At 47.3% G+C, this 26087-nt stretch carries 24 protein-coding genes and 2 tRNA genes; 12 read left to right on the top strand and 14 right to left on the bottom strand.

What is annotated here, in order from left to right; translation table 11 throughout:
* Position 1: 1 nt before the first annotated feature.
* From rsxD to rsxA, 4 genes are read right to left on the bottom strand one after another with little or no spacing between them, the layout of a single operon-like run.
* Positions 2–1054, bottom strand: a complete 1053-nt coding sequence (gene rsxD, locus VBY75_RS00425) for an electron transport complex subunit RsxD (protein ID WP_054490990.1) — start codon at positions 1052–1054, stop codon at positions 2–4.
* Positions 1051–2697, bottom strand: coding sequence for an electron transport complex subunit RsxC (gene rsxC, locus VBY75_RS00430; protein WP_416510535.1), 1647 nt, complete (start codon positions 2695–2697; stop codon positions 1051–1053). Before rsxC ends, rsxD begins: the two co-directional genes overlap by 4 nt.
* Complete coding sequence (gene rsxB / locus VBY75_RS00435; RefSeq protein WP_054490986.1) at positions 2694–3275, bottom strand: electron transport complex subunit RsxB; 582 nt, start codon at positions 3273–3275, stop codon at positions 2694–2696. Before rsxB ends, rsxC begins: the two co-directional genes overlap by 4 nt.
* Positions 3275–3856 carry an electron transport complex subunit RsxA gene (rsxA, locus tag VBY75_RS00440; RefSeq protein ID WP_054490984.1) on the bottom strand — a complete coding sequence of 194 codons (582 nt, stop codon included), beginning with the start codon at positions 3854–3856 and terminating at the stop codon, positions 3275–3277. The genes rsxB and rsxA overlap by 1 nt, the downstream gene beginning before the upstream one ends.
* Before the next feature lie 192 nt (positions 3857–4048).
* On the opposite strand from rsxA, the gene VBY75_RS00445 reads away from it, so the two are divergent.
* The gene (locus VBY75_RS00445; RefSeq protein WP_222235591.1) at positions 4049–4558 is read left to right on the top strand and encodes a phosphatase PAP2 family protein; all 510 of its coding nucleotides are present in this window, start codon (positions 4049–4051) and stop codon (positions 4556–4558) included.
* Positions 4555–5589: a glycosyltransferase family protein gene (locus VBY75_RS00450; protein WP_416510538.1), complete on the top strand. Its 1035-nt coding sequence runs from the start codon at positions 4555–4557 to the stop codon at positions 5587–5589. Before VBY75_RS00445 ends, VBY75_RS00450 begins: the two co-directional genes overlap by 4 nt.
* Positions 5590–5605: 16 nt before the next feature.
* Here VBY75_RS00450 and VBY75_RS00455 read toward each other — a convergent pair.
* The 3 genes from VBY75_RS00455 to VBY75_RS00465 all read right to left on the bottom strand — a co-directional run bounded on the left by VBY75_RS00455 (position 5606) and on the right by VBY75_RS00465 (position 7756).
* Positions 5606–5682: transfer RNA gene (locus tag VBY75_RS00455), tRNA-Asn, on the bottom strand.
* Between the two features lie 22 nt (positions 5683–5704).
* Positions 5705–5781 (bottom strand) — tRNA-Asn (locus VBY75_RS00460).
* A 718-nt stretch (positions 5782–6499) separates the two neighbouring features.
* Positions 6500–7756, bottom strand: coding sequence for a pyridoxal phosphate-dependent aminotransferase (locus VBY75_RS00465; protein ID WP_416510540.1), 1257 nt, complete (start codon positions 7754–7756; stop codon positions 6500–6502).
* A 64-nt stretch (positions 7757–7820) separates the two neighbouring features.
* Between VBY75_RS00465 and VBY75_RS00470 the strand changes: the two genes are divergently transcribed.
* The 4 genes from VBY75_RS00470 to VBY75_RS00485 all read left to right on the top strand — a co-directional run bounded on the left by VBY75_RS00470 (position 7821) and on the right by VBY75_RS00485 (position 11958).
* Positions 7821–9179: an MATE family efflux transporter gene (locus VBY75_RS00470; protein ID WP_416510542.1), complete on the top strand. Its 1359-nt coding sequence runs from the start codon at positions 7821–7823 to the stop codon at positions 9177–9179.
* Positions 9172–11205, top strand: a complete 2034-nt coding sequence (uvrB, locus tag VBY75_RS00475; protein ID WP_222235587.1) for an excinuclease ABC subunit UvrB — start codon at positions 9172–9174, stop codon at positions 11203–11205. The genes VBY75_RS00470 and uvrB overlap by 8 nt, the downstream gene beginning before the upstream one ends.
* Before the next feature lie 98 nt (positions 11206–11303).
* The gene (locus VBY75_RS00480; RefSeq protein ID WP_222235586.1) at positions 11304–11522 is read left to right on the top strand and encodes a DUF2061 domain-containing protein; all 219 of its coding nucleotides are present in this window, start codon (positions 11304–11306) and stop codon (positions 11520–11522) included.
* Positions 11452–11958, top strand: a complete 507-nt coding sequence (locus tag VBY75_RS00485) for a DUF2919 family protein (protein ID WP_222235585.1) — start codon at positions 11452–11454, stop codon at positions 11956–11958. Before VBY75_RS00480 ends, VBY75_RS00485 begins: the two co-directional genes overlap by 71 nt.
* On the opposite strand, the gene VBY75_RS00490 is transcribed toward VBY75_RS00485, so the two are convergent.
* The 5 genes from VBY75_RS00490 to VBY75_RS00510 are packed head-to-tail and all read right to left on the bottom strand — an operon-like array spanning position 11945 to position 15145.
* Entirely contained in the window at positions 11945–12412 is a 468-nt protein-coding gene (locus VBY75_RS00490) for a YchJ family protein (protein WP_416510545.1), read from the bottom strand. The genes VBY75_RS00485 and VBY75_RS00490 overlap by 14 nt on opposite strands.
* Positions 12372–12977 carry a DUF502 domain-containing protein gene (locus tag VBY75_RS00495; RefSeq protein ID WP_416510547.1) on the bottom strand — a complete coding sequence of 202 codons (606 nt, stop codon included), beginning with the start codon at positions 12975–12977 and terminating at the stop codon, positions 12372–12374. The genes VBY75_RS00490 and VBY75_RS00495 overlap by 41 nt, the downstream gene beginning before the upstream one ends.
* A gap of 48 nt (positions 12978–13025) precedes the next feature.
* The gene (locus tag VBY75_RS00500; protein ID WP_416510549.1) at positions 13026–13739 is read right to left on the bottom strand and encodes an SIMPL domain-containing protein; all 714 of its coding nucleotides are present in this window, start codon (positions 13737–13739) and stop codon (positions 13026–13028) included.
* An 18-nt stretch (positions 13740–13757) separates the two neighbouring features.
* Entirely contained in the window at positions 13758–14441 is a 684-nt protein-coding gene (locus tag VBY75_RS00505) for a DNA-3-methyladenine glycosylase I (RefSeq protein ID WP_271331210.1), read from the bottom strand.
* Between the two features lie 14 nt (positions 14442–14455).
* On the bottom strand, positions 14456–15145 hold the full coding sequence (locus VBY75_RS00510) for an aspartate/glutamate racemase family protein (RefSeq protein ID WP_278358802.1): 690 nt from the start codon (positions 15143–15145) through the stop codon (positions 14456–14458).
* A 225-nt stretch (positions 15146–15370) separates the two neighbouring features.
* Between VBY75_RS00510 and VBY75_RS00515 the strand changes: the two genes are divergently transcribed.
* From VBY75_RS00515 to VBY75_RS00540, 6 genes are all read left to right on the top strand, one after another.
* Positions 15371–17731 carry a TonB-dependent receptor domain-containing protein gene (locus VBY75_RS00515; protein ID WP_287816822.1) on the top strand — a complete coding sequence of 787 codons (2361 nt, stop codon included), beginning with the start codon at positions 15371–15373 and terminating at the stop codon, positions 17729–17731.
* 77 nt (positions 17732–17808) lie between these two features.
* Positions 17809–18852, top strand: coding sequence for an alkaline phosphatase D family protein (locus VBY75_RS00520; RefSeq protein WP_054491290.1), 1044 nt, complete (start codon positions 17809–17811; stop codon positions 18850–18852).
* A 23-nt stretch (positions 18853–18875) separates the two neighbouring features.
* Positions 18876–19454 (top strand): transcriptional regulator BetI, encoded by a 579-nt coding sequence (betI, locus tag VBY75_RS00525; protein ID WP_034821844.1) that lies wholly within the window; start codon positions 18876–18878, stop codon positions 19452–19454.
* Between the two features lie 29 nt (positions 19455–19483).
* Positions 19484–20947 carry a betaine-aldehyde dehydrogenase gene (gene betB / locus VBY75_RS00530; protein WP_082332173.1) on the top strand — a complete coding sequence of 488 codons (1464 nt, stop codon included), beginning with the start codon at positions 19484–19486 and terminating at the stop codon, positions 20945–20947.
* Positions 20947–22641 carry a choline dehydrogenase gene (betA, locus tag VBY75_RS00535; protein WP_416510553.1) on the top strand — a complete coding sequence of 565 codons (1695 nt, stop codon included), beginning with the start codon at positions 20947–20949 and terminating at the stop codon, positions 22639–22641. Before betB ends, betA begins: the two co-directional genes overlap by 1 nt.
* Positions 22635–23834 carry a BCCT family transporter gene (locus VBY75_RS00540; protein ID WP_074930779.1) on the top strand — a complete coding sequence of 400 codons (1200 nt, stop codon included), beginning with the start codon at positions 22635–22637 and terminating at the stop codon, positions 23832–23834. Before betA ends, VBY75_RS00540 begins: the two co-directional genes overlap by 7 nt.
* Positions 23835–23849: 15 nt before the next feature.
* Here VBY75_RS00540 and VBY75_RS00545 read toward each other — a convergent pair whose 3' ends face one another.
* Positions 23850–25130, bottom strand: coding sequence for an acetyl-CoA hydrolase/transferase family protein (locus VBY75_RS00545; protein WP_054491287.1), 1281 nt, complete (start codon positions 25128–25130; stop codon positions 23850–23852).
* 110 nt (positions 25131–25240) lie between these two features.
* A complete protein-coding gene (fghA, locus tag VBY75_RS00550; RefSeq protein WP_416510556.1) occupies positions 25241–26077 on the bottom strand; it encodes an S-formylglutathione hydrolase in 837 nt (278 codons plus the stop codon).
* Positions 26078–26087 lie beyond the last annotated feature (10 nt).

Raw genomic sequence — 26087 nt, forward strand, 5'->3', positions numbered from 1 at the left:
ATCAGTCTCCGTGGCCGTAAACAACAGGCCGCGTATACCGGTCTATTAATGGTACACACATATTGGCAAGCAACACGGCAAAGGCTACGGCGTCGGGGTAGCCGCCCCAACTGCGAATAACAAAGACGATGAAGCCAATCAATAAGGCAAAAATCACGCGGCCCCGGTTTGACGTGGCGGCCGATACCGGGTCGGTTGCGATAAAGAAAGCACCTAACATGGTTGCGCCGCTTAAGGCGTGGACGATAGGTCCGGGCATAAGGTCGGGCGCAAAAATATGAGCAATAAAAGCCGGTAGGCAAAGGCCTGCAAGGAACCCCAGCGGAATGTGCCAGCTGATAATGCGTTGCTGAATTAAAAGTAAGCCACCGACTAAAAAGCCCAGATTAATCCACTGCCAGCCGGCACCGGCAAAATAACTGAACTCTGGTCCCTGATAAATTTCTGTCAGCGTATAACCCCGGGTCAGTTCTGTTTTTATGGTATCCAGCGGTGTTGCCATGGTGACACCATCAATACCTGCACGCAGTTGCTCTACGCTGTAACCGGCAGGGGTGTATTCAAACAATATGGTGTGCAGTGTTTGCCACAAAGTTAGCGAGTGCTCGCTAATAGTGGAAGCCGGTAGCCAGTTTGTCATTTGTACCGGAAACGAAATTAACAACAGCACATAACCTGCCATGGCCGGGTTAAATAGGTTCTGACCCATGCCACCATACACATGCTTGACCACAACAATGGCGAATAAGGTTCCTATAACGATGACCCACCAGGGCGCAAGTGAGGGAATGCTAATGGCCAGTAAAATGGCGGTGACTATTGCGGTGTTGTCACGCAGCGCGGAAAACGCCGGTCGCTCGCGGGCAACCGTACAGGCCATTTCGGCTAATACTGCAGTAGCAACGGCTAGTGTAATTTGAAACCAGACTCCGGGACCAAAAAAGTAGCTTTGCAGCAATACGCCGGGCACTAAGGCATAGCAGACCCAGCGCATCATTTCGCTGGTGGTTCTTTGGTTATGCCCGTGGGGTGATGGTGCAATTTTGAAACTCATGACTCATTTCCTTTGGCTGAGCTGTCCTCATCGGCGTTGTCTTTTGCTGCTTGTGCCGCTTTTTTGGCTTTAGCGCGGGCAATAGCGGCTGCAACTGCGGCGGATTTCCCAGCTGGTTTCTCGTCGCCACTGTCAGTTTTACTGTCAGGTCTACTGTTTTTTTCCTGCTGCATTTTTTTGCGCTCTTCGGCGGCTTTGCGATGGCGTTCTAAACGTTCCTGCTTTTCACGCTCCAGCCTTTCCTGGCGAGCTTCAAAGCGCTTCCGAGCCTGTTCGGCTTTGGCCTTTTCACGGGCAATGTTACGCACTTCAGCCTTAGCTTTGCGGTAATAGTGCACCAGCGGAATTTCGCTGGGACAAACATAGGCGCAGGCGCCGCACTCAATGCAGTCAAATAAATGATGCTTTTCCAGTTCGTCGTAGTCTTTCGCTTTGGCCAGCCACTGCAATTGCTGTGGCTGCAAAGTTGCGGGGCAGACGTCCGAACAGGCACCACAACGAATACAGGCCAGCTCGGGGCCAGGAGCCGGCAGCTCGTGATCGGTTGGTGCTAAAATGCAGTTTGTGGTTTTAATGACCGGTACTTCGGTACTGGGTAAGGTGAACCCCATCATCGGGCCGCCCATAATAATTCGTTGTTTCTTTTCCGGATTAAAACCGGATTCATCCAGCAAATGTTGAATAGGGGTACCTAATAAGGCCCAGACGTTACCGCGTTGTTCTAATGCTTCGCCGGTTAGGGTCACCACTCGCTCTAATAAAGGCTCACCGTGAATAATGGCGCGCTTAACAGCATATGCGGTACCTACGTTTTGCATCAGTAAACCAATGTCCATGGGCAGCTTGCCGCTGGGTACCTGATGGCCTGTTAGCAGCTCAATTAATTGTTTTTCGCCACCGGAAGGGTACTTGGTTGGCACTACTTTAAGCTGTATCTGCGTGTCATCATCAATAGCCGCAGCTATGGCTTTTATTGCCTCGGGCTTATTGTCCTCAATAGCAAACAATACTGAGTTACACCGGGTGATGTACTGTAAAATTCGGGTGCCGGCAATAATATCGTCTGCATACTCCTGCATTAGACGGTCATCGGCGGCAATATAGGGTTCGCATTCAACTCCGTTAATAATTAAATGCTTAAGGGGTTTTTGTTGTGCCAGTTTCTGCGCAGTAGGAAAACCTGCGCCACCCAGACCGGCAATACCCGCTTCCTGAACCAGCTCCAGCAAACGCGATATTTCAACATCGTGATAGTCGGGCAGAGCATGTTTGTTGCCCCAGCGTTCTTCTCCATCCGGATGAATGACAATGGCTTGCTCGGGCAGACCCGAGGCATGGGCCGTAGGGCGTTCTTCAATGGCCGCAATAATACCCGAGGTTGGAGCATGCAGCGGTAACCCCTGGCTTAATCCTGCTTCAGTCAGGCGTTGGCCTTTATCAACACGCTCACCGACCTCAACTAATACTTTGCCAGAAGGACCTATGTGCTGACGTACGGGTAAAATGAGCTCTGCTGGCAATGGCAAACGTCTTATTGGACGGCTGCTGGCCGGTTGCTTGCGTTCCGGCGGATGAACGCCACCGGGGAACTGACCGATGATACCGGTGTTAAAGTCGCGGTTTACTGTTTTTACATCGCTCATTCAACCACCTTCACCGGAATACTGTTGGCTTTTATGTTTTCTTTTACGGTGTCTAAGTCCCACTGCCAGGTTTCAGGCTTAGGCTTAACCGCCACCATGTCAATGCAGTCAACCGGGCAAGGTTCGACACAAAGGTCACAACCTGTACATTCATGTTCAATAACGGTGTGCATTTGTTTTGCAGCGCCTAAAATGGCATCAACCGGGCATGCCTGAATGCATTTGGTACAGCCAATGCACTCGTCTTCGCGAATAATCGCGACTTTTTTAACGTCTTCTTCGCCGTGTGCATCGTCAAGGGGTTTGGGTTCAACGCCCATTAAGTCGGCAAGCTGCTTTATAGTTGCTTCGCCACCGGGAGGACACTTATTAATGTCATCGCCATCGGCAATGGCCTGTGCGTATGGGCGGCAACCCGGATATCCGCACTGCCCACACTGTGTTTGTGGCAGAATTTCGTCAATTTGGTCAACAATGGGATCGCTCTCGACACGGAATTTAACCGCGGCAAAGCCGAGTATCACCCCGAATATCAGCGCTAATACGCCCAGCGCGATAACTGCTCCGAATAAACTCATTAACCGCTCACCAATCCGCTAAAGCCCATAAAGGCAAGAGACATAAGCCCTGCGGTGATCATTGCAATAGCTGAGCCTTTAAATGCTACCGGCACATCGGCGGCAGCTAAGCGCTCACGCAGAGCTGAGAATAAAATCAGTACCAAGGAGAACCCAACTGCGGCACCCAGGCCATAAACAATGGACTGCACAAAGTTGTGTTGCTCGTTGACGTTAAGCAAAGCAACACCGAGAACGGCACAGTTGGTGGTAATTAGAGGCAGAAAAATGCCCAGCAACCGGTACAGCGTTGGACTCGTTTTGTGCACCACCATTTCGGTGAACTGCACAACTACGGCAATAACCAGAATAAAACTTAAGGTTTGCAATGACATTAAATCCAGCGGCTCTAACAAATACTGATTGACCAGATAACTGCAGACCGAGGCCAGTGTCAGCACAAATGTGGTGGCAGCGGACATACCTATGGCGGTATCTAACTTGCTGGAAACGCCCATAAACGGGCACAAGCCCAGGAACTTTACCAACACAAAGTTGTTTACCAGCACGGTGCCTATCAGTAGCAGTAAGTAATCGGTCATTTACCTTTCCGGGTACTGTGGTTATTTAAGACCGCATATTATCGGTGTTTTGGCCGCCATAAACAACAGACAGCGAGCATGGGTTTAGGAGAAAATTCCGACATTGTCATCTTTTATTCACGAAACTGATTATTTAGTGTCATAAAGGCTTGGCAAAGTAGCCCCAACTGAAGCCAACTTGGGTTTTCTACCATGGTATTGTTCAGTTATTTACAACGCTTTGATCGTTACTGTTATTGCCTGTTTTCCGGGTTGAGGGCGAAAGATCTTCCCGGACAAATTGCTCTACTGACTTCCCGCAGCGGCGATGGCTATGGATACCTCGCTATTGCTTTAATGGTCTGGATGCTCGATGACAGCGGTGACGAATATTTTACCAGTCTGATATGCGCATTTTCTCTTGAACTTCCTCTTTACTGGATCATGAAAAACAGTTTTCGTCGGCAACGTCCCTGTGAGCGTAACTTGTCTTTTGCGGCGCTTATTGTTGCCAGCGACAAGTTTAGCTTTCCTTCCGGGCATACGGCGGCAGCGGTTTTATTCGCCACGGTTACCTACCACTATTATCCTGCCGCGGGGTTAGCCTGTTTTGGCTGGGCAATGGCTATTGGGGCGTCAAGAGTGGTGGTCGGGGTTCATTATCCGAGTGATATTGTTGCCGGTGTTGCACTGGCTGTCTTAGTTTCGGAACTGACGATATGAAAATTCTTTACGGAGTTCAGGGTACAGGGAATGGTCATTTAAGTCGTTGCCACACATTAGCTCAGTCTTTGACTAAACATCGTAATGTTGAAATTGATTACCTCATATCGGGTCGCCAGCCTTCAGGGCTTTTTGACATGGAGGTTTTCGGTGACTACCAATGGCGTCAGGGCTTGTCGTTTGTCACCGAAAGGGGGAGGCTTCGCCGACGCAAGACATTACTCAATAACCATTGGCGGCAGTTTTGGCAAGATGTGAAAAACTTACCGGTTACCGACTATGACCTGGTAATTACTGACTATGAGCCGGTAACCGCCTGGGCGGCGAAGAAACAAGGCGTGCGCTGTGTTGGTTTGGGCCGACAATACGCTTTTCATGAACCCGATTTGTTTAAACGGTTGTCCTGGTGGCAAAAGCAGCTGATTTCCTCCTTTGCACCATGTTCAGAACCCGTTGGTATGCATTGGCTGGCTAGTGGCAATGCGATCCCTCCAGTAGTAAGACAGGAAGAAAACGCCTGTGTCGGGTTAATGCAGCGCGTTGTGGTTTACCTCCCTTTTGAGGATCCCCGAGATATTATTGACCAGCTTCAACCCTTGGATAACTATGAGTTCTCGCTTTTTCATCCTAAGGTAGAGCGGAAGTCGTTGGGGCACATCGAATGCTATCCGCCCTCACGAACGGAGTTTGCTCAGCACTTTAGTAAGGCGTCCGCTATTTTGTCGAATGCCGGTTTCGAAACGAGTTGCGAAGCGCTGAGCCAGGGAAAGGCTTTGGCAGTAAAACCTTTAGCAGGCCAGTTTGAACAAAAGTGGAATGCCCGCATATTACAGGAGCATGGGCTGGCGAGTGTCTTAAAACGAGTTGAGACCAGTGAAGTTGACAGCTGGCTAGCGCAACGGGAACCTCATAGACTGTACTGGCCTAATGTCGCGGAAACGCTGGCACAATGGATTGCCGATGGCGCAACGCAACCAGTTGCTGAACTCAGCGCAGAGCTTTGGTCCAGAAACGAAAAAACCGCCATATAGGCGGTTCTTCTGAATGTGGCTCCCCAGGTTGGATTCGAACCAACGACACATGGATTAACAGTCCACCGCTCTAACCAACTGAGCTACTGGGGATTGGAATAGGCTGGATGTTGTTTGGCTCCCCAGGTTGGATTCGAACCAACGACACATGGATTAACAGTCCACCGCTCTAACCAACTGAGCTACTGGGGAACAACATTCAACGGCTGCGAATATTAAAGCTCATACGCAGGGGTGTCAACTATTCTGCGAAGGTTTTTAAAGGAAAAGGGCTCGGTTGTCGAAAAAGTCAGCAAATTGATTTTTTTAGTCACATCAATGCAAAAAGATGAGCTAATCCTTATCGCTGACAATGTCAAGTAACTGTCAAGTTTACATCTATAACATAAGTATTAGCTTTTTCGAGGATCTGATTATCCACAGATATCTGAATGTCGCAGTAGATAAAGGCTACATGATCTTATCCACGGAATCTGTGGATAACCTTGTGTTTAACTCTGTGAAGTCGTAATAATGATGCGGCTTTGAGGGCGATTTCCGTAGTGGTTAAAAAGTAACGATAAAACAAAATATACAGAATAAACAATAGGTTAGTTTATTCTGGTGAATAAATCTTCAGGTTGGTGATCGATTCACCAGTCAATGCGTGAAGAATCAGCAACTTGTGTATTTCTTAGTGAATTTGACTAAAAAACGCGCCAAAAAATCTCATGTTAAATTGAATTATTAGGCTTGACATCGGTCACTTAGATCTGGTTCCGATCACTAATGGCAGGAAGGAATTTTTAGTAACTTGTAATAAAAGTATCAAAGTGAAAAGAGTTGGTATTGATGGGATTTATGCTGTAACAAGCGTTCAATTAATAGGGTTTTGGCGCTCATTGCAAAAAATGGCGCCAAAACCTTCATTTTATAAACTTTCTGAGAAACTTTTGATACGTTTAACCGCTTCTTTCAAAACATCCATTCCGGTAGCGAAGGATAAACGGCAATAACCATCCGTGCCAAAAGCTGAACCTGGCACAAGGGCTACGTTGGCTTCTGTCAGCAGTTTTTCGCACAGTTCAACGTCGCTGCTGACATTGGCTTTAGCCATTAGCTTATCGACCTGAGCAAAAGCGTAAAAAGTACCGTCGCCTGGTACGCAGTCAATGCCGTCAATGCTGTTTAGAGCATCAACCAAATAGTCGTGACGCTCTTTAAATGCAGTCACCATGGTTTTAATACAGCTTTGGTCGCCGTTTAATGCTGCCGCTGCCGCGTACTGGCTAATGCTGGCAGGGTTCGATGTACTTTGTGACTGCATTTTTTTCATAGCAGCAATAATTGGTTTAGGGCCTGCAGCATAACCGATGCGCCAGCCCGTCATAGCGTAAGCTTTGGAGACACCCGTTAGGATGACGGTGCGATCTTTAAGATCCTGAGCCACCATTGGAAAGTTAGCAAAGGGCGAGTCGCTCCAGAGGATATGCTCGTACATATCGTCGGTGGCGATAAGTACATTTGGATAATCACGCAGCACTTCCGCAAGGGCTTCAAGCTCGTTCGCGGTATAAGCTGTTCCGGCCGGGTTGGACGGACTATTGATGAACATTAAACGTGTTTTATCCGTTAGTGCGTTACGCAATTGTTCTGGTGTAATTTTAAAACGTTGGTCTATGCCGGCTTTAACAATAACTGGCGTAGCGCCAACCAACTTGGTCATGTCAGGATACGAAACCCAGTAAGGTGCGGGAATAACAACTTCATCTCCCGGATTTAACCAGGCACTGAGTAAATTGAAAATACTGTGTTTACCACCGGCTGACACAATAATTTCTGAACGTTGGTAGCTAAGGCTGTTGTCGCGTTTTAGCTTTTTAATAACAGCATCTTTTAGCTCATCGATACCATCAACAGCCGTATATTTGGTCTTACCGTCATGGATAGCCTGAATCGCAGCATCTTTAATAAAATCAGGTGTATCAAAATCTGGCTCGCCGACACCCAGACCAATAACATCTTTGCCTTGTTGACGTAATTCATTGGCTTTTTGAGTCACCGCCAGAGTCGGTGACGGCTGAATTGCATTGATACGATCAGAGAGTTGGTAATCCACGTTCAGATCCTGTTTTTCGCAAGGGTTGAAATGCCCATTACTATACGGATCAGAGCGGCTAAAGTCCATTCTCCGTAGCCACAAAGCGCAGTCTCATGTACACTGTTCGGCTATCGAACTGAGGAGGGATTGAATGGCAGCTGCCGACGCATCAAGAAGTCTTATCAGCGCGCCGGTAGGACAAAAACTCTGGGAAATGACCTGGCCGGTTATTTTCGGTGTGGCTACCCTTATCAGTTTTAATGTTGTCGATACCTTCTTTATTAGTATGCTTGGAACTGACCCCTTAGCGGCTGTCAGTTTTACATTCCCTGTTACCTTTACTGTTGTCAGCCTGGCTATTGGTCTGGGTATTGGAACTTCTGCGGTTATTGCCCGAAAGTACGGTTCAGATAAACCCGACGAGGCTCACTTTGATGGTTTTTCGGCACTTTCCGTGTCGGCGTTATTAGTTGCGGCTTTGGCCTTAATCGGCTACTTGCTGATGGACCCAATTTTCAGCTTGCTGCAGGCTCAGGATAGGTTAATGCCACTTATCCGGGACTACATGACGCTATGGTATTTTGGTTGTGTCATGCTGGTGACGCCTATGGTGGGTAATGCCGTATTGCGTGCATCGGGGGATACTCGCACGCCTTCGCTTATTATGGCTTCCGGTGGCTTAGCTAACGCTATTTTTGATCCTATTTTAATTTTCGGTTTGGGGCCTATTCCGGCTATGGGAATTCAGGGCGCGGCGCTGGCCAGTGTCATCTCCTGGTTCAGCGGTGTCTTTTTAGTCTTCTGGTTGCTGCGTCGGAATAAACTGGTGTCTTCAAAACCGCCGGGCGGCAGACTGTTTATTGACGCCTGGGTAAAGTCCGCCAGAGGTATTTTAAAAATTGGTATGCCGGCAGCCAGCGCAAATATGCTGACGCCTTTAGCCATGTCAGTAATGACCGCTATTGTTGCTTCCTACGGTGCGCCTGCGGTGGCCGCTTTTGGTGTCGGTTCGCGGCTTGAATCGCTGGCCAGCGTTATTATTCTGGCGCTGTCTATGTCGTTGCCGCCTTTAATTAGCCAAAATTACGGTGCCGACCGCATAGACAGAGTAAAAGAAGCGTATCGAACCGCTCTAAAAGCGGTGTTGGCGATTCAGGCTGTGATTTATCTGCTTATGTTGGTTGGTGCGCATTGGATAGCGCAGATTTTTGCTGAAGAGCAAGCCGTTGCCGACATTGTTAAACTCTTTATTTATATTATGCCGTTGGGTTACGGATTGCAGGGCATTATTATACTGACAAATTCCAGCTTTAATGCTGTGCACCGGCCAATGAATGCCTTATGGCTGAGTATTATTCGTTTATTTGTGTTGTTCGTGCCACTTTCCTATTTGGGAAGTTTATTGGCCGATTTGACCGGTTTATTCATCGGTGGTGTCGTCGCTAATCTGTTTACCGCTATTATTGCGTATTGGTGGTTTTCACGAGAGTTGAGGAGAGAACGTGGCTAAGAAATTTGAACTGGTTTCTAAATACAAACCGGCGGGTGACCAGCCCAAAGCCATCGAATCGCTGCTCGATAATCTGGATGCCGGTTTGGCGCACCAGGTACTTCTGGGTGTCACTGGTTCAGGTAAGACCTTTACCATGGCGAATGTAATTGAGCGTTCGCAACGCCCTACGTTGATACTTGCGCACAATAAAACATTGGCGGCGCAGCTGTATGGTGAGATGAAAGAGTATTTTCCCAATAACGCGGTGGAATATTTTGTCTCTTACTATGATTACTATCAGCCCGAAGCTTATGTTCCGACAACCGACACCTTCATTGAGAAAGACGCTTCAATTAACGACCACATAGAGCAAATGCGTTTGTCCGCTACCAAGGCGCTTATGGAGCGGCGCGACGTAGTTCTGGTTGCTTCGGTATCGGCCATTTACGGCTTGGGTGACCCCGAGTCTTACATGAAAATGATGCTGCACTTGCGTCGTGGCGACATTATTGATCAGCGAGACATTATTCGACGCCTTGCGCAACTTCAGTACAAACGCAACGATGCGGCTTTTGAGCGCGGCACTTACCGGGTTCGTGGCGATGTGATTGATATCTTCCCGGCAGAATCTGAAGAAATGGCTGTGCGAGTCGAGTTGTTCGACAGCGAAGTTGACCGCATCAGCTTTTTTGAGCCGCTGACAGGTCAGGTAACAGAAAAAGACGTTGCGCGCGCCACTATTTACCCGAAAACACATTATGTGACGCCGCGGGAAGTATTGGTTAAAGCCATTGAAAAGATAAAAGATGAACTGAAAGACCGTCGTGAAATTTTGCTTAAACAAAACAAATTGATTGAAGAGCAACGGATTAGTCAGCGGACACAGTTTGATATTGAAATGATGCTGGAGCTTGGTTATTGCTCAGGCATTGAAAACTATTCTCGCTATCTGTCCGGTCGTGCGCCCGGCGAGCCGCCACCAACCTTAATGGACTATTTACCCGATGACGCTCTGCTCATTATTGATGAGTCTCACGTGACCGTTTCTCAGGTTGGGGCCATGTACAAAGGTGACCGCTCACGTAAAGAGAACCTGGTTGAATACGGTTTTCGGTTGCCGTCTGCGCTGGATAACAGACCACTTAAATTTGATGAGTTTGAAGCCATAGCGCCACAGACAATGTATGTGTCTGCAACGCCCGGTAAATATGAGCTGGAACGCAGCAGTAACGAAGTGGTAGAGCAGGTGGTCAGGCCGACAGGTCTTATTGACCCGCAGATAGAAGTGCGACCGGTTGCGACACAGGTGGATGACTTAATGTCTGAAATTCGTTTGCGCACAGAGCAGGGCGAACGGGTATTGGCAACCACTTTAACCAAGAAAATGGCAGAAGACTTAGCGGACTATCTGGATGAACACGGAATAAAGGTACGCTACCTGCACTCAGACATAGATACTGTTGAGCGCATGGAAATTATTCGCGATTTACGGCTAGGCGAATTTGACGTGTTGGTGGGGATTAACCTTTTACGAGAAGGCTTGGATATGCCCGAAGTGTCTTTGGTGGCAATTTTGGATGCTGATAAGGAAGGCTTCTTGCGTTCTGATCGTTCACTTATTCAGACCATTGGCCGTGCGGCGCGTAATGTTAATGGCCGGGCTATTTTATACGCTGACCGCATTACCGGCTCTATGCAGCGCGCCATGGAAGAAACTGAACGCCGCCGTAATAAACAAATAGCGCATAACAAAGAACACGGAATTACCCCTCAGGGGCTTAATAAAAGTATTACTGATGTGATGGACTTAGGGCAGGGCTCAGCCAAAGCTCGTAAGAGTAAAGCTGAAAAAGCTCTGGCTGAAGTGGCTTCTGGCTATGACGCCCGTACCGTTGTTGTTAAAGACGCAAAAGCTGTTATGAAAGAAATTGAAGCTAAGGAAAAAGAAATGTACAAAGCGGCGCAGAACCTTGAGTTTGAACTAGCTGGAAAGCTTAGGGACGAAGTGGCCGAACTGCGTGAACAATTAAAACGAGCGGTTTAACAGAATACTCTGAGACGAACAGGGTTATCGCTTTTTTCAATTGGTTTTAACAACCTTAATCGGCAATACTTTATACTAAGTCGAAGTGGGAGGTTGTTATGAAAGACGCAGCAAAAACAGTATCATTTGGTATCATGCATTTTACTATAGCCTTTGGCGTTGTCTGGCTGATGACAGGCGATATCGTACTAGGTGGTGCAATCGCCTTGATTGAGCCTTTAGTGAACACAGTAGGTTACTATTTTCATGAAAAAATCTGGCAGCGCGGAGATAAGCGCCGGGCAGCGGTTGGTCGAGAAAGCGCGATACTTGGATAAAGAGGGCAGAGCGAGCTTCCCGCTCTCGCTCTTGCTGGTTCTGTTATTTGAAATGCGCGGTTATGTCGCCGCCATTATTTCTCTGACTTTTGCTGAAGATCGTACCCGACTGCTAAAACTCTTTTATACCAGTTCAGAGCAATTTGGACTGATGCTGCTGGTCGGATTACCGGCGTTAATTGTTCTGCTGGCAACGACCTTTGCTGGTGAAGATGAGCGCAACTGGGCCAATGTATTAATGCGTTTTGCCCAACCCTTGTTATTACTCTCGCTTATTGTCGATGCAACATTAATTCTGTGGATGTTTATTGAACAGCATGGTGCGTTTTCTTTCGGCCGGGCTGGCATTATATTTGGCTGGTTTATTTGTGGTTGGTACTTAATAAATTCCAGGCGTTGGCGGTTCTATCGTCGACATTTAGCTAGTCGTTATTAACACGGCCATTCAGGTAATACCATTTACCATCTTCTTGCACGAAGTCAGACTGTTCTTCCATAAAAGCTACGTCATTACCGTCTTTGTAAAAAGCCCGGAAATGTACTTGCCCTTTGTTCTGGTCAACACTGGATGAAATAACTTGTAGTTTAAGCCAGTTAGGAGAGTCACTTAAGTCGAGCAACGGCGGGCGCGAGCTACTGTGCCAGGTGGCTTCTAAATAGCTGGCCAGGCGGCCGACAAAGGCACTGTAGCGCGAACGCATAAGTGCTTCCGGAGACTGGGCTGTTGCTTCACCACTATGGTAAGCGTAGCAACAATCCTGATAGGTTTTATCTAAGCCGCAAGGGCAGGGTTCTGTCATTTTCATAGCGCGAACTTTACCAGTACGCGCTATGATTTCAACTGCAATTTTAGTCGGTTTTACCCGAATGGTTCTTACCCAGTCCGCCACTGATGGTTAACTGTAAGGCATCAGCTGGCTTCATGGTCAGTGACTCAACGCAGTCACCCGGAACAATCACCATATAACCGCCTACGTTATAACTCATGGGTAAGAACACGGCGACCTGGTCTTCTTTCATGAGTTCGGACAGGCGATCGCCTTTAATGCCACTTTTCTTAGTAACAATGCCTATAAGACGCAGATTACTGCCGGGCAGGGTCACCAGTACAACTGATTCTTCAGCAAAGTTCTTACCTGACATCATCTCGAACACATCATTAATTGTGCCGTATAAGCTGCGCAACAAAGGCAGTCTATTCATCAGTTTGCCGGGTAGTTGCCATAGTGAATCAATAAAATTCCAACGAGAGCTGAAACCAATAAGAAGTGCAATCGCTAAAAAGCTAATAAAAGCCAAACCAGGGAAGTAAGAGGACTCACTGAGTAACGTTGTCCAAATTGGCTTCAGCCAGCTCTCTATTGTGACTAACAGCCATTGTAATAAGGCAAAAGTCACGACAATGGGCAGTAAAATAGCTAACCCTTTAAACAAATACTGTAAGGTTCTTTTCATTATCCGGCCCTTGTGGCGTAAATTGAGTCACATTGTGAAAGTAATAGCTTAATCGGACAAGTAATATTCTATGGTGGATACCACCCGTATTTTCTTCAGGTGAGGGTTATGACGGTCGCGTGCACTGATACTAAACTGCCCCTGTCGAGCCTGCTTTATTTTGCCCAGTTCAGAGTTAGAGTCTAAGGCAAACTTTTCGGCTACCTCCCGCGCTTTTTTGGTCGCCTCTTCTATCATTTCAGGTTTTACTTCGTTTAAGCGCGTAAATAAATAGTCCGGTTGGGCCTGATAGCTATCGGTAGTAAAGACAATACCTTCTTTACCCAGCTCGCCAAGAAGACTCATAACACCACGAACCTGCTCAACGTTCTCGGAATAGACCGTAATAGCTTTTGTGGCTGTATAGCGAAACTCTGCAGGCTGTGAAGAACCGTAACTTCGTGCCGATTTATCCGTGATAGAAGGCGCTGACGAGGAAATTTCATCCCGGTTAATTCCTTTGCTTTGCAGAAACTCAATGATCTTCTGGTTGGATTCTTCAATGGTTTGATAAATAGCGGTTAAATCATTGCTGGCGGTTGTAAATTGAATGGGCCAGATGACGGTGTCAGCAAGGTACTCACGCTCTGACAGCCCTTTTACAGTAACCGTGCGTTCCATCGACTTATGCTCAAGTACTGCATTTGAGCCAATCACAGCAATAATGGCGAAGCTGATGATCAGTGAAATACCGAGTATCAGAGTGTTTTTAGTTGAGCTCATTTTAACTCCCATTGTGGTTTACTTACCTACACTATAGGACAAAATTCGTGACAAATGGCTATAGGGCAGTTGGGTTTGTTCGTGCCAGTGGTTAAAGGCATTTTGTGCCTGCTTCAGGCCTTTTTGACTGGTGGGGGAGGCATCTATCAGCTTGTAATTGGTCAGCGCGGTGACAACGTCATTAGACATAATAAAACCGTCCCAGCCAAGTTCGCGCAGAACGTATTGCGGAGTAACGCCGCCCAGCCGAGATCCGTTCTTTTTAAGGTAGTGCAGCAATTCTGCTTGCCGGTTTGATGGCCACTGCGCTAAGAACTTACCAAAGCTGCCGTACTCTTCGGATACTTCAACAATCATACGGGCGTTAGCTGGAACGGTATTTATTTTCTGCTGATTACGAACAATGCGTTCATCTTTTGACAGTTCTTCTAATATCTCTGGTGGTACTTGTTGCCAGTAAAGCGGAACAAAACCTTTAAAAGCTTCCTCAAAACCCGGCCATTTCGCCTCAATAATTCTCCAGACAAAGCCCGCCCGAAAAATACAGCGGGTAATAGTAGCAAGTACATCCCGGTCTTCGAGTTGTTCTAATTGGGTTACGGACGATACTTTAGGCAGGCGTGCAAGCATCGCACTTTCGCCACCTTTACGCTGGCAGGCTCTGTCATAGAAACGAGAAAAGTTGATTGTTATATCGGTCATGGTCTTCCTGCTTTTTAATCTAGCATCCAGTCTGCAATGGCGCGGCAATGAAGTTCGGTGGTATCGAACAATGGCAGGGCAGAATGTTCTTGTTGAACCAGCAGACCAATTTCAGTGCAGCCTAAAATAACGCCTTGTGCGCCTTGCGCTGCCAGATCTTCAATAATTCTTAGGTACTGTTTGCGCGCGCTATCAGTAAATTGGCCATGGCACAGTTCTTTAAAAATAATGTTGTCGACTGTATTGCCGTCACCTTCACCGGGTATCAGTACCTTAATGTTTTGTTGTTCAAGGCGCTCTCTATAAAACGGTTGCTGCATGGTGAAGCGTGTACCCAGCAACCCAACCTGGTTAACGTTGTTTTGTTTAAGGTGCTCCGCCACGGCGTCGACAATGTGCAATAAAGGCAGTTTAACGGCATCTTCAACCTGTGGAGCCACTTTGTGCATCGTATTTGTTGCTATAATAATACTTTCAGCACCCGCTTTTTCCAACTGCCGGGCTTTGGCAATAAGAGCTTGTGTAGCTGCATCCCAGTCACCCTTACTTTGCATCTCTTCAATAGGCGCAAAGTCGAGGCTGGCCAGAAGAATTTCAGCACTGTGCAAGCCTCCCAGGCGCTTATTTATTAGCTGGTTCAAACGCTTATAATAAGTGCTGGTTGATTCCCAGCTCATGCCACCAATAATGCCGACTGTTTTCATTAAAGCCTCCGCAACCGTCTTTTAAACACAGCCTACCTTAGTTTCTTAAGCAAGTTAACGCAGAGTTTAGATGAAAAATATCTAATTTATATTGCATTTATTTTAATTGAACGGTCAATTAACTAAGTTTGATTTTAATTGAATGATCAATTAACCTTAACGCCGTTGTCACATTAGCCCCATACATTAAGGAACTTCACTACAACACAAGAAACAGGAACTTTTATGAAAACTTATGTGCCTATGAAGCAAAGCTTAATCGCACTATCTGTACTATCAGCATTATCTGCTACCTCCCTGCCAGCAATGGCGCAAGACACTCAAGATCAGCAAGCAGAAGAAGAAAAAGAACAAATGGAAGCCATTGTGGTTACTGGCCGCAGTGTTTCTTATGCGAATAACGCCGCTTCTGCAGAAATGAAAAAGCAACAAACGTCTATGACCAGCGCTTTGGCAATGGTTGATAACTTACCCGGCGTTTTGGTAAACGAAGGTGACCCGTTCGGATCTGATGAATGGTCAACCAGCATCTCAATTCGCGGTTTCCAGTTAGATTTAGAATCTCAGCAAATTGGTATGACTGTAGATGGTATTTCTAACGGCAACTCAAACTACGGCGGTGGTACTAAAGCCAGCCGTTACATTGACACTGAAAACTTACGTGGCACGGAAGTTTCTCAGGGTACAGCCGACATTAGTTCTCGTTCAAACGAGGCTTTGGGTGGTACCTTGAACTTTACGACTATTCGTCCTGCGTACGAAGAACAGTTTACCGTTAGCACCACGATTGGCGAGCATAACGCACAAAAATTGTATGCACGTTACGATACTGGCGAAATCGCTAAAGACACTTACGCGTGGTTTTCTCTTTCGAGCCAACAAAACGATGACTACATGGATGGTTCGGTAACCAATACGCGTGACCATGCTGAAGGTAAAATTATCAGTCGTGTTGGTGACGTAGATTTAACGGGTTACGTGAGTTACGACGACGCTCAGGAATATACCTATCAACGAGTTTATGGTTTAGCACAGTATGAACAAAACTCTGAATGGGACGGCCTGACTGAAGACTGGACAGGCATTCCTTATCAAGACCAGGCATGGCGTGAAGGTTGGGTAACTGAACGTGAAAACCTGTTTGGTTACCTAAAAGCCGACTTCATGTTGGGTGAAGTGGATGTCAGCACTAACGTTTACTATCACGAAAACGAAGGTGCTGGTAAGTGGATTCCATATTACATCGCTGATGTTACCGACGACGGTGCAGGAAACCCTCACTCGGAACTGGACCCTTCAACCACAGCTTACGGCGGTTCTTCACAAGGTTTTATCTATTTTGTTAACCGCGACGGCCAGTCATTATCACCTGAAGCAGGCTGCGAGAGCTCAATTGGTTACCCTTATGGCGGCGGCGGAGCCGAAGTAGACCCGGGTTGCTATGAGCAAGGCGCTATGCCGGTCAGTTCGCATCGCCATACTCACTACGAAAAGCAACGCTACGGCGTCAATGGTGACTTTGTATGGGATACCACAATTGCCGGTATGGCAAACACCTTACGTGGTGGTTTCTGGTACGAAGATTACCAGCGTGATGAGTACCGTGACTGGCATAAAACCATTGATGCAGCAGCGAGCCCGCGTCCTGAAAGTAACCCTTACTGGGTTCAGTACAGCCGTGAATTCCCGGTCGAAACTTTGATGTACTACATTGAAGACGAGATTGATGCCGGATTTGCGAAATTCCGTCTGGGTGCGAAGAAGTTTGATGTTGAGGTTTCAAAAGAAGATCAGTTTAACCCTGACAACAACCTGAGTGTATCGTCGGACTCGGATGCTTTATTGTCAGCTGGTTTTGTTGCGCCTCTGCCGGTTAACGGAATGGAAGTGTTCGGTGGTTATGCTGAAAACTTTGCAGCCGTTAAAGATGCTGTACTAGAGCGTGATGATACGGATGTAAGCCAGGTTGAACCGGAAACAGCGGACAACATTGATCTAGGTTTGCGCTATTCAACGCCGGGCTTTAATGCAAGTTTGACTTACTATGATATTACCTTCGAAAATCGCATTACTTTTGTCAGTAATGAAGACGTTGACGGTATCGACTTCTTAGAAGCGGCAGCCGGTGGTTATGTCAACACAGGTGGTATTGAGTCTGACGGTATTGAAGCATCACTGGATTACAACCTGAGTGATAATCTTGGTGTTTATGTGTCTTACACAAAAAACGACTCAACCTATACGGATGAAGCGTTCCGAGGCAATACCGTACTGGGCAGTGCTCAGGACATGGCCGTTGTTAGCTTTGATTACACTAAAGGCGACTTCTATGCGGGCTTTAGTACTAAGTATGTGGGTGAACGCTACTTAGACCAGGCTAACACTCAGGAAAGCGATTCTTACGTTGTGAGTGACCTTTACATTGGTAAAACCGTTTATGACATTGGTGGTGCAATTGACAGCATGGAGCTGAGCTTCACTGTGAATAATGTCTTTGACGAAGATTACCTTGGTACTATCGCTCCGGGCGCAGGTTGGATTGGTGCGCCACGTACGGTTGCACTTAATGCTAAGTTTGTATTTTAAAACTAACCCGAACCACATGCGGTTAACGCCGCATGTGGTTGCTTTAGTAGCAAGCAACAACAAGGTAATCAATACACATGTATAAACTATTAGCACTATCCACATTATTACTGAGTGGTTCTGTTTTTGCTGATGCACCCGGCCGGATTTTATTTGGTTCATGTTCGCATCAGGACAAAGACATTCCCATTTTTAACAGCATTATTGAAGACGACCCCGAAGTTTTTGTGTTTCTTGGGGACAATGTCTATGGCGACACCGAAGACATGTCAGTGTTGCAGAATAAATATGAAAAACTGGGCTCTAAGCCGGGTTTTAAAGAACTAAAAGAGCAAGCAGAGCTCATCGCTATTTGGGATGATCATGACTACGGTGCGAACGACGCCGGCAAGGATTACCCTAAAAAAGAAGCGTCAAGAGATATCATGCTCGACTTTTGGGGTGAGCCGGAGAGCTCTCCGCGTCGCACTCGTGAAGATGGTATTTACACCTCATACACCTACGGTGAGGGCGAAGAAAGCATTCACGTAATTTTGCCCGATTTGCGTTGGAACCGGGATGATATTGCCCACGTGACGCGAGAAGAGTATGCAAACGAACGCAAACCGAAAAACATGGGGCCTTATAAAGTTCACAGCGACCCTAACGCCAGTATGATTGGCGAAAAACAATGGCAGTGGCTGGAAGAACAGTTACAAAAGCCGGCGCGTATTAAAGTCATTGGCTCCAGCTTACAGCTTTTAGCTGATTTTACCGGTTGGGAGTCGTGGGCGAATTTCCCCTCTGACCGCCAACGTTTGTTTAATCTTATTAAAAAACATAAGGTTAATGGTGTTATCTTGATAAGCGGCGACACCCACTGGGGTGAAATCAGTTACTACGACGAAGATTTAGACTACCCACTATGGGAAGTTACGTCATCAGGACTGACTCAGGAGTGGAAAGACGTTAGCCCCAATAAACACCGCATCGGTCAGTTTATCAATAAGGTAAATTATGGTGCGCTGGACGTTGACTGGGAAAAAGACGATCCGGTTGTGACTCTTGGACTTTACGATGAAGCAGGTGATGTAGTTAACGAGCATCGCTTCAGGCTGTCAACGCTGGAACCTTACGAATAAAAATTAAACCATGTGAGAAAGCTATGCCAAAAGTAGGAATGGAATCAATGCGGCGTCAGCAGTTAATCGATGCCACCATCGATGTGGTTGCTGACGTAGGTTTACGAGGAGCAACCATAAACTTGATTTCGCGCAGGGCGGGGATGTCGTCCGGTATCATCAGCCATTATTTTGGCGGTAAGCAGGCGCTAATTGAGGCCTCTGTGCGGTATTTGCTTTCTCAGCTCAAAATGGAGCAGTCACCGGATAATCCGTATGACCGCTTGATGAAAATTGTTGATTTGAACTTTTCTGATGTGCAACAGGCAGATTCAAGCACAAAAACCTGGTTAAGCTTTTGGGGGCAGTCAATGCATGACGCTGACTTATATCGCTTACAGGAGCTGAATAAGCGCCGGCTTGTGAGTAATTTGCGTTACAGTTTCAAGCAACTACTGAATCCCGAAAGTGCGCGTGAGGCAGCGGAAGTGACGGCCGCGTTAATTGATGGTTTTTGGTTGCGCTGTGCATTAAGCCGGGCAAATGAAGAGAAGTTCAGTCAGGCAAAAAAATACTGCAAAAAATACATTAATGGTGTGCTGGAACAGCACGGTGTCAGTTAAACCATTGCCAAATTATAAGGGAGTTATCGTTGTCCTCTACATTACTTAAAAACTTTATTCATGGGCGTTACGTCGACGACAGTAACCATGAATACTTTGACGTGATCAACCCAGGTACCGGGAAAGTGATTTACACCGTAGAGTCGGCAGGAGAGTCGCTGTTGGAAGACGCGGTGGAAAGTGCTCAAAGAGGGTTTGAGGTTTGGTCACAAACCCCTGCAATTGAGCGAGCCCGAGTATTACAACGTGCAGCGACGATTCTACGAGAGCGCAATGACGAGTTGGCAAAGCTTGAAGTGCTGGATACCGGTAAGCCCTGGCAGGAAGCTGTTGAAGTTGATGTTCAGACTGGATCGGATGCTATCGAGTATTTTGGTAATTTATGCCCGTCAATGATGGGCGAGCAACAAAGTGTCGGTAACGACTTCTTTTACACACGGCACGAGCCTTTAGGTGTCTGTTTTGGTATTGGCGCCTGGAACTACCCGTTGCAAATTGCTTGCTGGAAAGCGGCTGCGGCCCTTGCTGCAGGTAATAGTATGATTTTCAAGCCGTCCGAAGAGACACCTCGTGGCGCGGCGATGTTGGCAGAAATATTTATCGAAGCAGGCGTACCGGAAGGCGTATTTAACGTGGTGCATGGCGATGGTGTTGTCGGTAATTATCTGGTTCAGCATCCGTCAATTGCGAAAGTGTCGCTGACAGGTGAAGTAGGCACGGGCAAAAAGGTAATGGCCGCGGCGGCAGGTACCCTGAAGAATGTGACCATGGAACTGGGCGGTAAATCACCGCTGATTGTCTTTGACGATGCTGACATTGATGAAGCGGTAACTGGTGCCATGATGGGCAACTTTTACACCCAGGGCGAGGTCTGTACCAATGGCACTCGGGTCTTCGTGCACAAAGACTGTTACGACACTTTTATGGAGCGTTTATTAGAACGCACCAAGAACAATATCGTAGTCGGCGATCCTATGGAGCCTGAAACCAACCTGGGCGCGCTAATTTCTGAAAATCACCTGCATAAGGTCATGGCTTATATTGAGCTTGGCAAAGAGCAGGGCGCTACTCTGGCATTTGGTGGCGAAAGATTAACGCCTGCGGGCTGTGAGAATGGCTATTTTATTGGCCCCACTATTTTTACTGACTGCACGGACGACATGCGCATTACGCGCGAGGAGATTTTTGGTCCGGTGATGTCCGTTCTGACCTTTGAAACGGAAGAAGAGGTCATTCAACGAGCTAACAATACCGATTACGGACTGGCAGCTGGTATTTTCTGTCAGGACTTGCGCAGAGCTCATCGTGTCATCGCTCAGCTGGAAGCCGGTATTTGCTGGATTAATGCCTATGCTAATTCGCCGGTAGAGATGCCGGTAGGTGGTTACAAGCAATCGGGTATTGGTCGTGAAAACGGTGTGGAAGCACTTAAGTCTTATACTCAGACAAAATCAATTTATGTCGGAATGGATAAGCTGGAAGGTCCATTCTAATGACAGTGAATGAGAAATTCGATTACATCATTGTGGGGGCGGGTTCGGCCGGCTGTGTGCTGGCCAATCGGTTAACAGAAGATCCGGATGTCTCGGTATTGTTATTAGAGACTGGCGGCTCAGACAAAAGCATTTTTATTCAGATGCCAACCGCGCTGTCGATTCCGATGAATACGAAAAAGTACGCCTGGCAGTTCCACTCGGAACCTGAGCCTTATCTGAATAATCGTGAAATGCATTGCCCCCGGGGCAAGGTTCTTGGTGGCTCCTCGTCGATTAACGGCATGGTTTATGTTCGCGGTCATGCGCGGGACTTTGATGAGTGGCAAGAGCATGGTGCTGAAGGCTGGGACTACCAGAATTGCCTGCCGTACTTTAAAAAGGCGGAAGACTGGGCTTTTGGTGCCGATGAATACCGTTCGAAAGATGGCCCTTTGGCGGTGAATAACGGTAACAATATGCAAAACCCGTTGTATAAAGCCTTTATTAAAGCCGGAGTAAATGCCGGCTATATGGAAACCAATGATTATAACGGTTTTCAGCAAGAAGGTTTTGGTGCCATGCATATGACCGTGAAAAATGGTGTGCGCTGGTCCGCTGCTAATGCGTATTTAAGGCCAGCTATGAGCAGACCTAACCTGGCAATAAAAACCGGGGTTCAGGTCAGTAAAGTGCTGCTGGAAGACAAGCGGGCTATTGGCGTCGAGCTTTATGAGAAGAACAACACTGCTCGCTTTTTTGTGAATAAAGAAGTGCTTTTAAGTGCAGGTTCCATTGGTTCTCCGCATATTCTGCAGCTATCGGGTATTGGTAACAACGAGACTTTATCTGCAGCAGGCATTGAAACTCAGCATGAGCTGCCTGGTGTCGGGGAAAACTTGCAGGACCATCTGGAGTTTTATTTTCAGTATCAATGCAAAAAGCCGCTGACGCTGAACAGTAAGCTAGGACCTCTGAGCAAGTTGGCTATTGGTGTACGCTGGATTTTATTCAAAACCGGCTTGGGCGCAACGAATCATTTTGAGTCCTGCGGTTTTATTCGCTCGAAAGAAGGTGTTGAGTGGCCGGATCTGCAATATCATTTTCTGCCGGCAGCCATTCGCTACGATGGTAAATCTGCTTTTGAAGGGCATGGTTTTCAGTTGCACATTGGGCACAATAAACCTAAAAGCCGTGGTTGGGTTAAAGTGAAAAGCTCGGACCCTTTTACCTCGCCTCAGATTCAATTCAATTATTTGCAGCACCAGGACGACATTGAAGCATTCCGAGCCTGCGTAAGATTGTCCCGCGAGATTATTGCTCAACCGGCAATGGATGAATACCGCGGCCAGGAAATACAGCCCGGAAAAGACATTGTGACCGATGAGCAGATAGATGCTTTCGTGCGTGATGCCGTAGAAAGTGCTTATCACCCCTGCGGCAGTTGTCGTATGGGTGCCGAAGATGATGACATGGCAGTGATTGACTCACAAATGCGTGTGCGGGGCTTGCAAGGACTTAGAGTTATTGACTCGTCGGTTTTCCCAACGATTCCAAACGGCAACCTGAACGCGCCAACCATCATGGTCGCGGAGCGAGCGGCTGATATCATCAAGCATCAGAACTTGCCGAGAGCTGAAGTTGATGTTTATAAAGACCCGCAATGGCAACAGCGTCAGCGCAGTGGTGAGGCCAAGCGGAGCACGTCATGTTAACTCTTGTCAGTATTGGCATGCTGTTTTTCATGGCCATGGTGGTCTTTATTGTTATGCGCTGGGGGCGGCTGAAACTTAACGGTCGCTACCCAGTGTCTACTCTGACATTCATTGCCATTTTGTTTACCTCGGGTCTGGATGTGGGGCTCATCATGTTTCCGCTGACAGAGTTCCCGGTTTACGCCGATATAAAAGAAAACAGCGAGTACGCTTTTGCCAACCCTTTGGCTATTGAGTTTGGCTTCTGGGGTTTTCTGGTCTGGGCCATTTACTTTGTCACTTGTTTTTATTTCTGTGCAATTGAACCCAAAGTAAAATTCTTTGAGATTACCTGGGTTAAGTGGATTAATAACATCGTGATAATTGGCACCTGTGCTTTTACCGCGCATTTGTTATTTGCCAACTTAAGCTGGTATCTACCCAGTATTGCGGTCAGCGAAGGCTTCCCCTGGTACTATGCGCTGATTGTCGGCGGCACCATTTTATTTGCGGTGTACTCAAGTACCGAGCTTAAGTTTGTTAAGATTCTTAGCTTGTCATCTGGTGGGCTGTTCTTTGCGTTAATTCTTGGGCTCGGCAGTATCGCCTTACTGTCTGACAATGTTTCTGCGCCTGATTATTTTAGTACCTTACCCTTATTGACCGACTACTTTGAACATCTACACCGGTTTGTTCTGCCGATTAATGATTACCATGCGTTTTACCTGTTCTGGTGGTTTGCCTGGAGCATTATGATTGGTCAGTTCACTGCGCGCTTTGTTGGTAACATGCGCACCATCTGGCTGTTCTTAGCCATGCTGATATGGCCGTCATTGTCCATTGGTCTCTGGTTTAGTGTTTTATACTTATTCCACTTAAAAGGACTGGATACTTCCGGATTCATTAATCTGGCGATGGTGTTTGTTGGAATTGTTTTCGTGATCAACTCGCTGGACTCTTTAATCCGGCTTTACTCCGACAATCTAAACTTGACGGTGGCGCGTTTTGGCAAACAAAAGTATATGGCCTTACACGCCTTTTTGATGATGTCATTGACTGTATTATTTAGTGTTCAGTTTATAAAAATTCAGTGGGTTGGTGCGTTGGTTATTGGTATTGGTTTGTGTTGCTTTGTTTACATAGCGCTTGGTAAGCAACAGCAGCCGCTGCCTAAAACTGAGGCATTGGTACCGTTGCCTACGAAGAAGAAGTAACCTGATGCCATTGCATCAGGTTATGTTCAGTCCCCAATCGTTATAAGCTGCTTGTGCCAGCTCATCCCGGAACTTAGGGTCGGCAATATGAATCAGTTCGCGCGCGCGTTCACTCATACTCTTGGCGCGTAAGTTAGCGACACCATGTTCAGTGACAATGTAATGCACATGGGCACGAGTGGTGACCACGCCGGCGCCAGGAGCAAGCAGAGAGCTAATGCGCGACACTGTTCCGCCACAGGCCGTTGAAGGCAAAGCAATAACCGAACGACCGCCTTCCGACAAACTGGCACCGCGTACAAAGTCCATTTGGCCGCCGACGCCCGAGTATATTTTCGTGCCAATAGAGTCCGCACAGACTTGTCCACTGAGGTCGACCTGAAGAGCGCTGTTTATGGACATAACCTGTTTATTCTGGCGAATAACCGAGGTGTCATTGGTGTACTCAACATCAAGGAAAAAAACTTCCTGGTTGTCATCAACAAAGTCATAAAGTGCCTGAGAACCCATCGCAAAAGTGGTGACAATGCGGCCACGGTGCTTACGCTTGCGGCTGTTGTTTATGACGCCACGCTCAACCAGCGGTAATACGCCGTCAGAGAACATTTCGGTGTGAATGCCTAAGTCTTTGTGATGATGAAGACAGGCTAAAGTCGCGTCTGGTATTGCGCCAATACCCATTTGCAAACAGTCCCCGTCATTAATAAGGCCGGCAACGCGCTCGCCAATTTTTTGTGTCACTGGGTTTTGTGGTGGCTGGTTGTGCAGTGGAATAGGAGCCGCTTCTTCGTAAAAACGGTCAAACCGCTTTAACGAGACTAACGCATCGCCGTGCGTCCGTGGCATGTTGGGGTTTATCCAGGCAACCACTTTTTTTGCAACTTGCAGTGCGGCCCGGGTTGCTTCAACTGAAATACCTAAACTGCAATTACCGTGTTTATCCGGTGGTGACACCTGAATGATTGCGGCATCCAATGGCTGTTCGCCAGAGCGAAACAGCTTGGGAATTTCAGAGAGAAAAATAGGGACATAGTCGGCTAGCCCTTGGTTCACCGCCTGCCGAGTTGAGGCCCCAACAAAGAAAGCACGTTGGCGAAGATGTCCTTTAAGCTCAGGGTCACAGAGTATCTCGCTGTACTCTGTATGCAACTGTAACAACGTCAGGTCTTTACGCTGTGTAGCTACCTCTTTCAGACCTTCAAGAAGTTTATAAGGGGTGGCAGCCATCGACTGGCACCAGATGACATCGCCATCATTGAGAATTGACAGGGCTTCTACCGCTGAGTTTACCTTCATTACTGCTTCCTTTTTAAGCGAGAAGTATTGAGCGAGATCAGAAGTATAACCGTTTAACGAATAGGGGTATTTACCCAGTAAGTAATACCTACTGGGTTTCTGGAGTTTTGTTAAGCGGTGAGGTACTTCGCATGGAAGCGAAGCTGAGCTTCGATAAATGACGAGATGAAGTAATAGCTGTGGTCGTAACCATCGTGTAAATGAACCGTACCGCCGCCGTTAACTTCGCTAATGGCGTCTTTTAAGTTCTCAGGTTTTAACTGTTCGTCTAAAAATCCGTCAGCTAAGCCCTGATCAACTCGAATTGGGAGTGTCTGACCTTTAGATTTGACGATCTCAACAGCGTCGTATTGCTTCCATTGTTCGCGATCATCGCCCAAATACGCGCTAAAGGCTTTTTCACCCCAGGGGCATTGTGTTGGGTTGGTAATCGGCGAGAATGCGGAAATGCTGGTGTAGCGGTCACTGTTACGTAAGCCAATAACTAAAGCTCCGTGTCCGCCCATGGAATGACCTGCAATAGCGCGCTTGTCATTAACCGGCAGCTCCGCTTCAACCAATTCCGGCAGCTCTTTCACAATGTAGTCGTACATTTGATAATTCGACTTCCACGGCTCTTCAGTCGCGTTGACGTAAAAGCCTGCACCTAAACCTAAGTCGTAAGCGCGGTCTGCATCGTCGGCTACATTGTCTCCACGCGGGCTGGTATCGGGAATAATTAAGGCAATACCCAGCTCTGTGGCCACTCGCTGCGCACCGGCTTTGGTGGAAAAATTTTCATCAGTGCAGGTTAAGCCCGATAAAAAGTAGACCGCCGGAACCTCTGTTTTCTCTGCGCGTAATGGCAAAAAGACACTGAACTGCATAGTGCAGTTCAGTACTTCAGAGTCATGTTCAAAGCGCAGCTGACGACCGCCAAAACAGCGGGTTTCGCTAACTTGTTTCATTACTGACTCC

Source organism: Idiomarina sp. HB (assembly GCF_048059115.1).
Taxonomy (GTDB): Bacteria; Pseudomonadota; Gammaproteobacteria; order Enterobacterales; family Alteromonadaceae; genus Idiomarina; species Idiomarina abyssalis.

Excerpts from the sequence above, each read along its gene's own strand:
- rsxD (WP_054490990.1), bottom strand. The coding sequence starts at position 1,054 with ATGAGTTTCAAAATTGCACCATCACCCCACGGGCATAACCAAAGAACC.
- rsxC (WP_416510535.1), bottom strand. The coding sequence starts at position 2,697 with ATGAGCGATGTAAAAACAGTAAACCGCGACTTTAACACCGGTATCATC.
- rsxB (WP_054490986.1), bottom strand. The coding sequence starts at position 3,275 with ATGAGTTTATTCGGAGCAGTTATCGCGCTGGGCGTATTAGCGCTGATA.
- rsxA (WP_054490984.1), bottom strand. The coding sequence starts at position 3,856 with ATGACCGATTACTTACTGCTACTGATAGGCACCGTGCTGGTAAACAAC.
- VBY75_RS00445 (WP_222235591.1), top strand. The coding sequence starts at position 4,049 with ATGGTATTGTTCAGTTATTTACAACGCTTTGATCGTTACTGTTATTGC.
- VBY75_RS00450 (WP_416510538.1), top strand. The coding sequence starts at position 4,555 with ATGAAAATTCTTTACGGAGTTCAGGGTACAGGGAATGGTCATTTAAGT.
- VBY75_RS00465 (WP_416510540.1), bottom strand. The coding sequence starts at position 7,756 with ATGGACTTTAGCCGCTCTGATCCGTATAGTAATGGGCATTTCAACCCT.
- VBY75_RS00470 (WP_416510542.1), top strand. The coding sequence starts at position 7,821 with ATGGCAGCTGCCGACGCATCAAGAAGTCTTATCAGCGCGCCGGTAGGA.
- VBY75_RS00480 (WP_222235586.1), top strand. The coding sequence starts at position 11,304 with ATGAAAGACGCAGCAAAAACAGTATCATTTGGTATCATGCATTTTACT.
- VBY75_RS00485 (WP_222235585.1), top strand. The coding sequence starts at position 11,452 with ATGAAAAAATCTGGCAGCGCGGAGATAAGCGCCGGGCAGCGGTTGGTC.
- VBY75_RS00495 (WP_416510547.1), bottom strand. The coding sequence starts at position 12,977 with ATGAAAAGAACCTTACAGTATTTGTTTAAAGGGTTAGCTATTTTACTG.
- VBY75_RS00500 (WP_416510549.1), bottom strand. The coding sequence starts at position 13,739 with ATGAGCTCAACTAAAAACACTCTGATACTCGGTATTTCACTGATCATC.
- VBY75_RS00505 (WP_271331210.1), bottom strand. The coding sequence starts at position 14,441 with ATGACCGATATAACAATCAACTTTTCTCGTTTCTATGACAGAGCCTGC.
- VBY75_RS00510 (WP_278358802.1), bottom strand. The coding sequence starts at position 15,145 with ATGAAAACAGTCGGCATTATTGGTGGCATGAGCTGGGAATCAACCAGC.
- VBY75_RS00515 (WP_287816822.1), top strand. The coding sequence starts at position 15,371 with ATGAAAACTTATGTGCCTATGAAGCAAAGCTTAATCGCACTATCTGTA.
- VBY75_RS00520 (WP_054491290.1), top strand. The coding sequence starts at position 17,809 with ATGTATAAACTATTAGCACTATCCACATTATTACTGAGTGGTTCTGTT.
- betI (WP_034821844.1), top strand. The coding sequence starts at position 18,876 with ATGCCAAAAGTAGGAATGGAATCAATGCGGCGTCAGCAGTTAATCGAT.
- betA (WP_416510553.1), top strand. The coding sequence starts at position 20,947 with ATGACAGTGAATGAGAAATTCGATTACATCATTGTGGGGGCGGGTTCG.
- VBY75_RS00540 (WP_074930779.1), top strand. The coding sequence starts at position 22,635 with ATGTTAACTCTTGTCAGTATTGGCATGCTGTTTTTCATGGCCATGGTG.
- VBY75_RS00545 (WP_054491287.1), bottom strand. The coding sequence starts at position 25,130 with ATGAAGGTAAACTCAGCGGTAGAAGCCCTGTCAATTCTCAATGATGGC.
- fghA (WP_416510556.1), bottom strand. The coding sequence starts at position 26,077 with ATGAAACAAGTTAGCGAAACCCGCTGTTTTGGCGGTCGTCAGCTGCGC.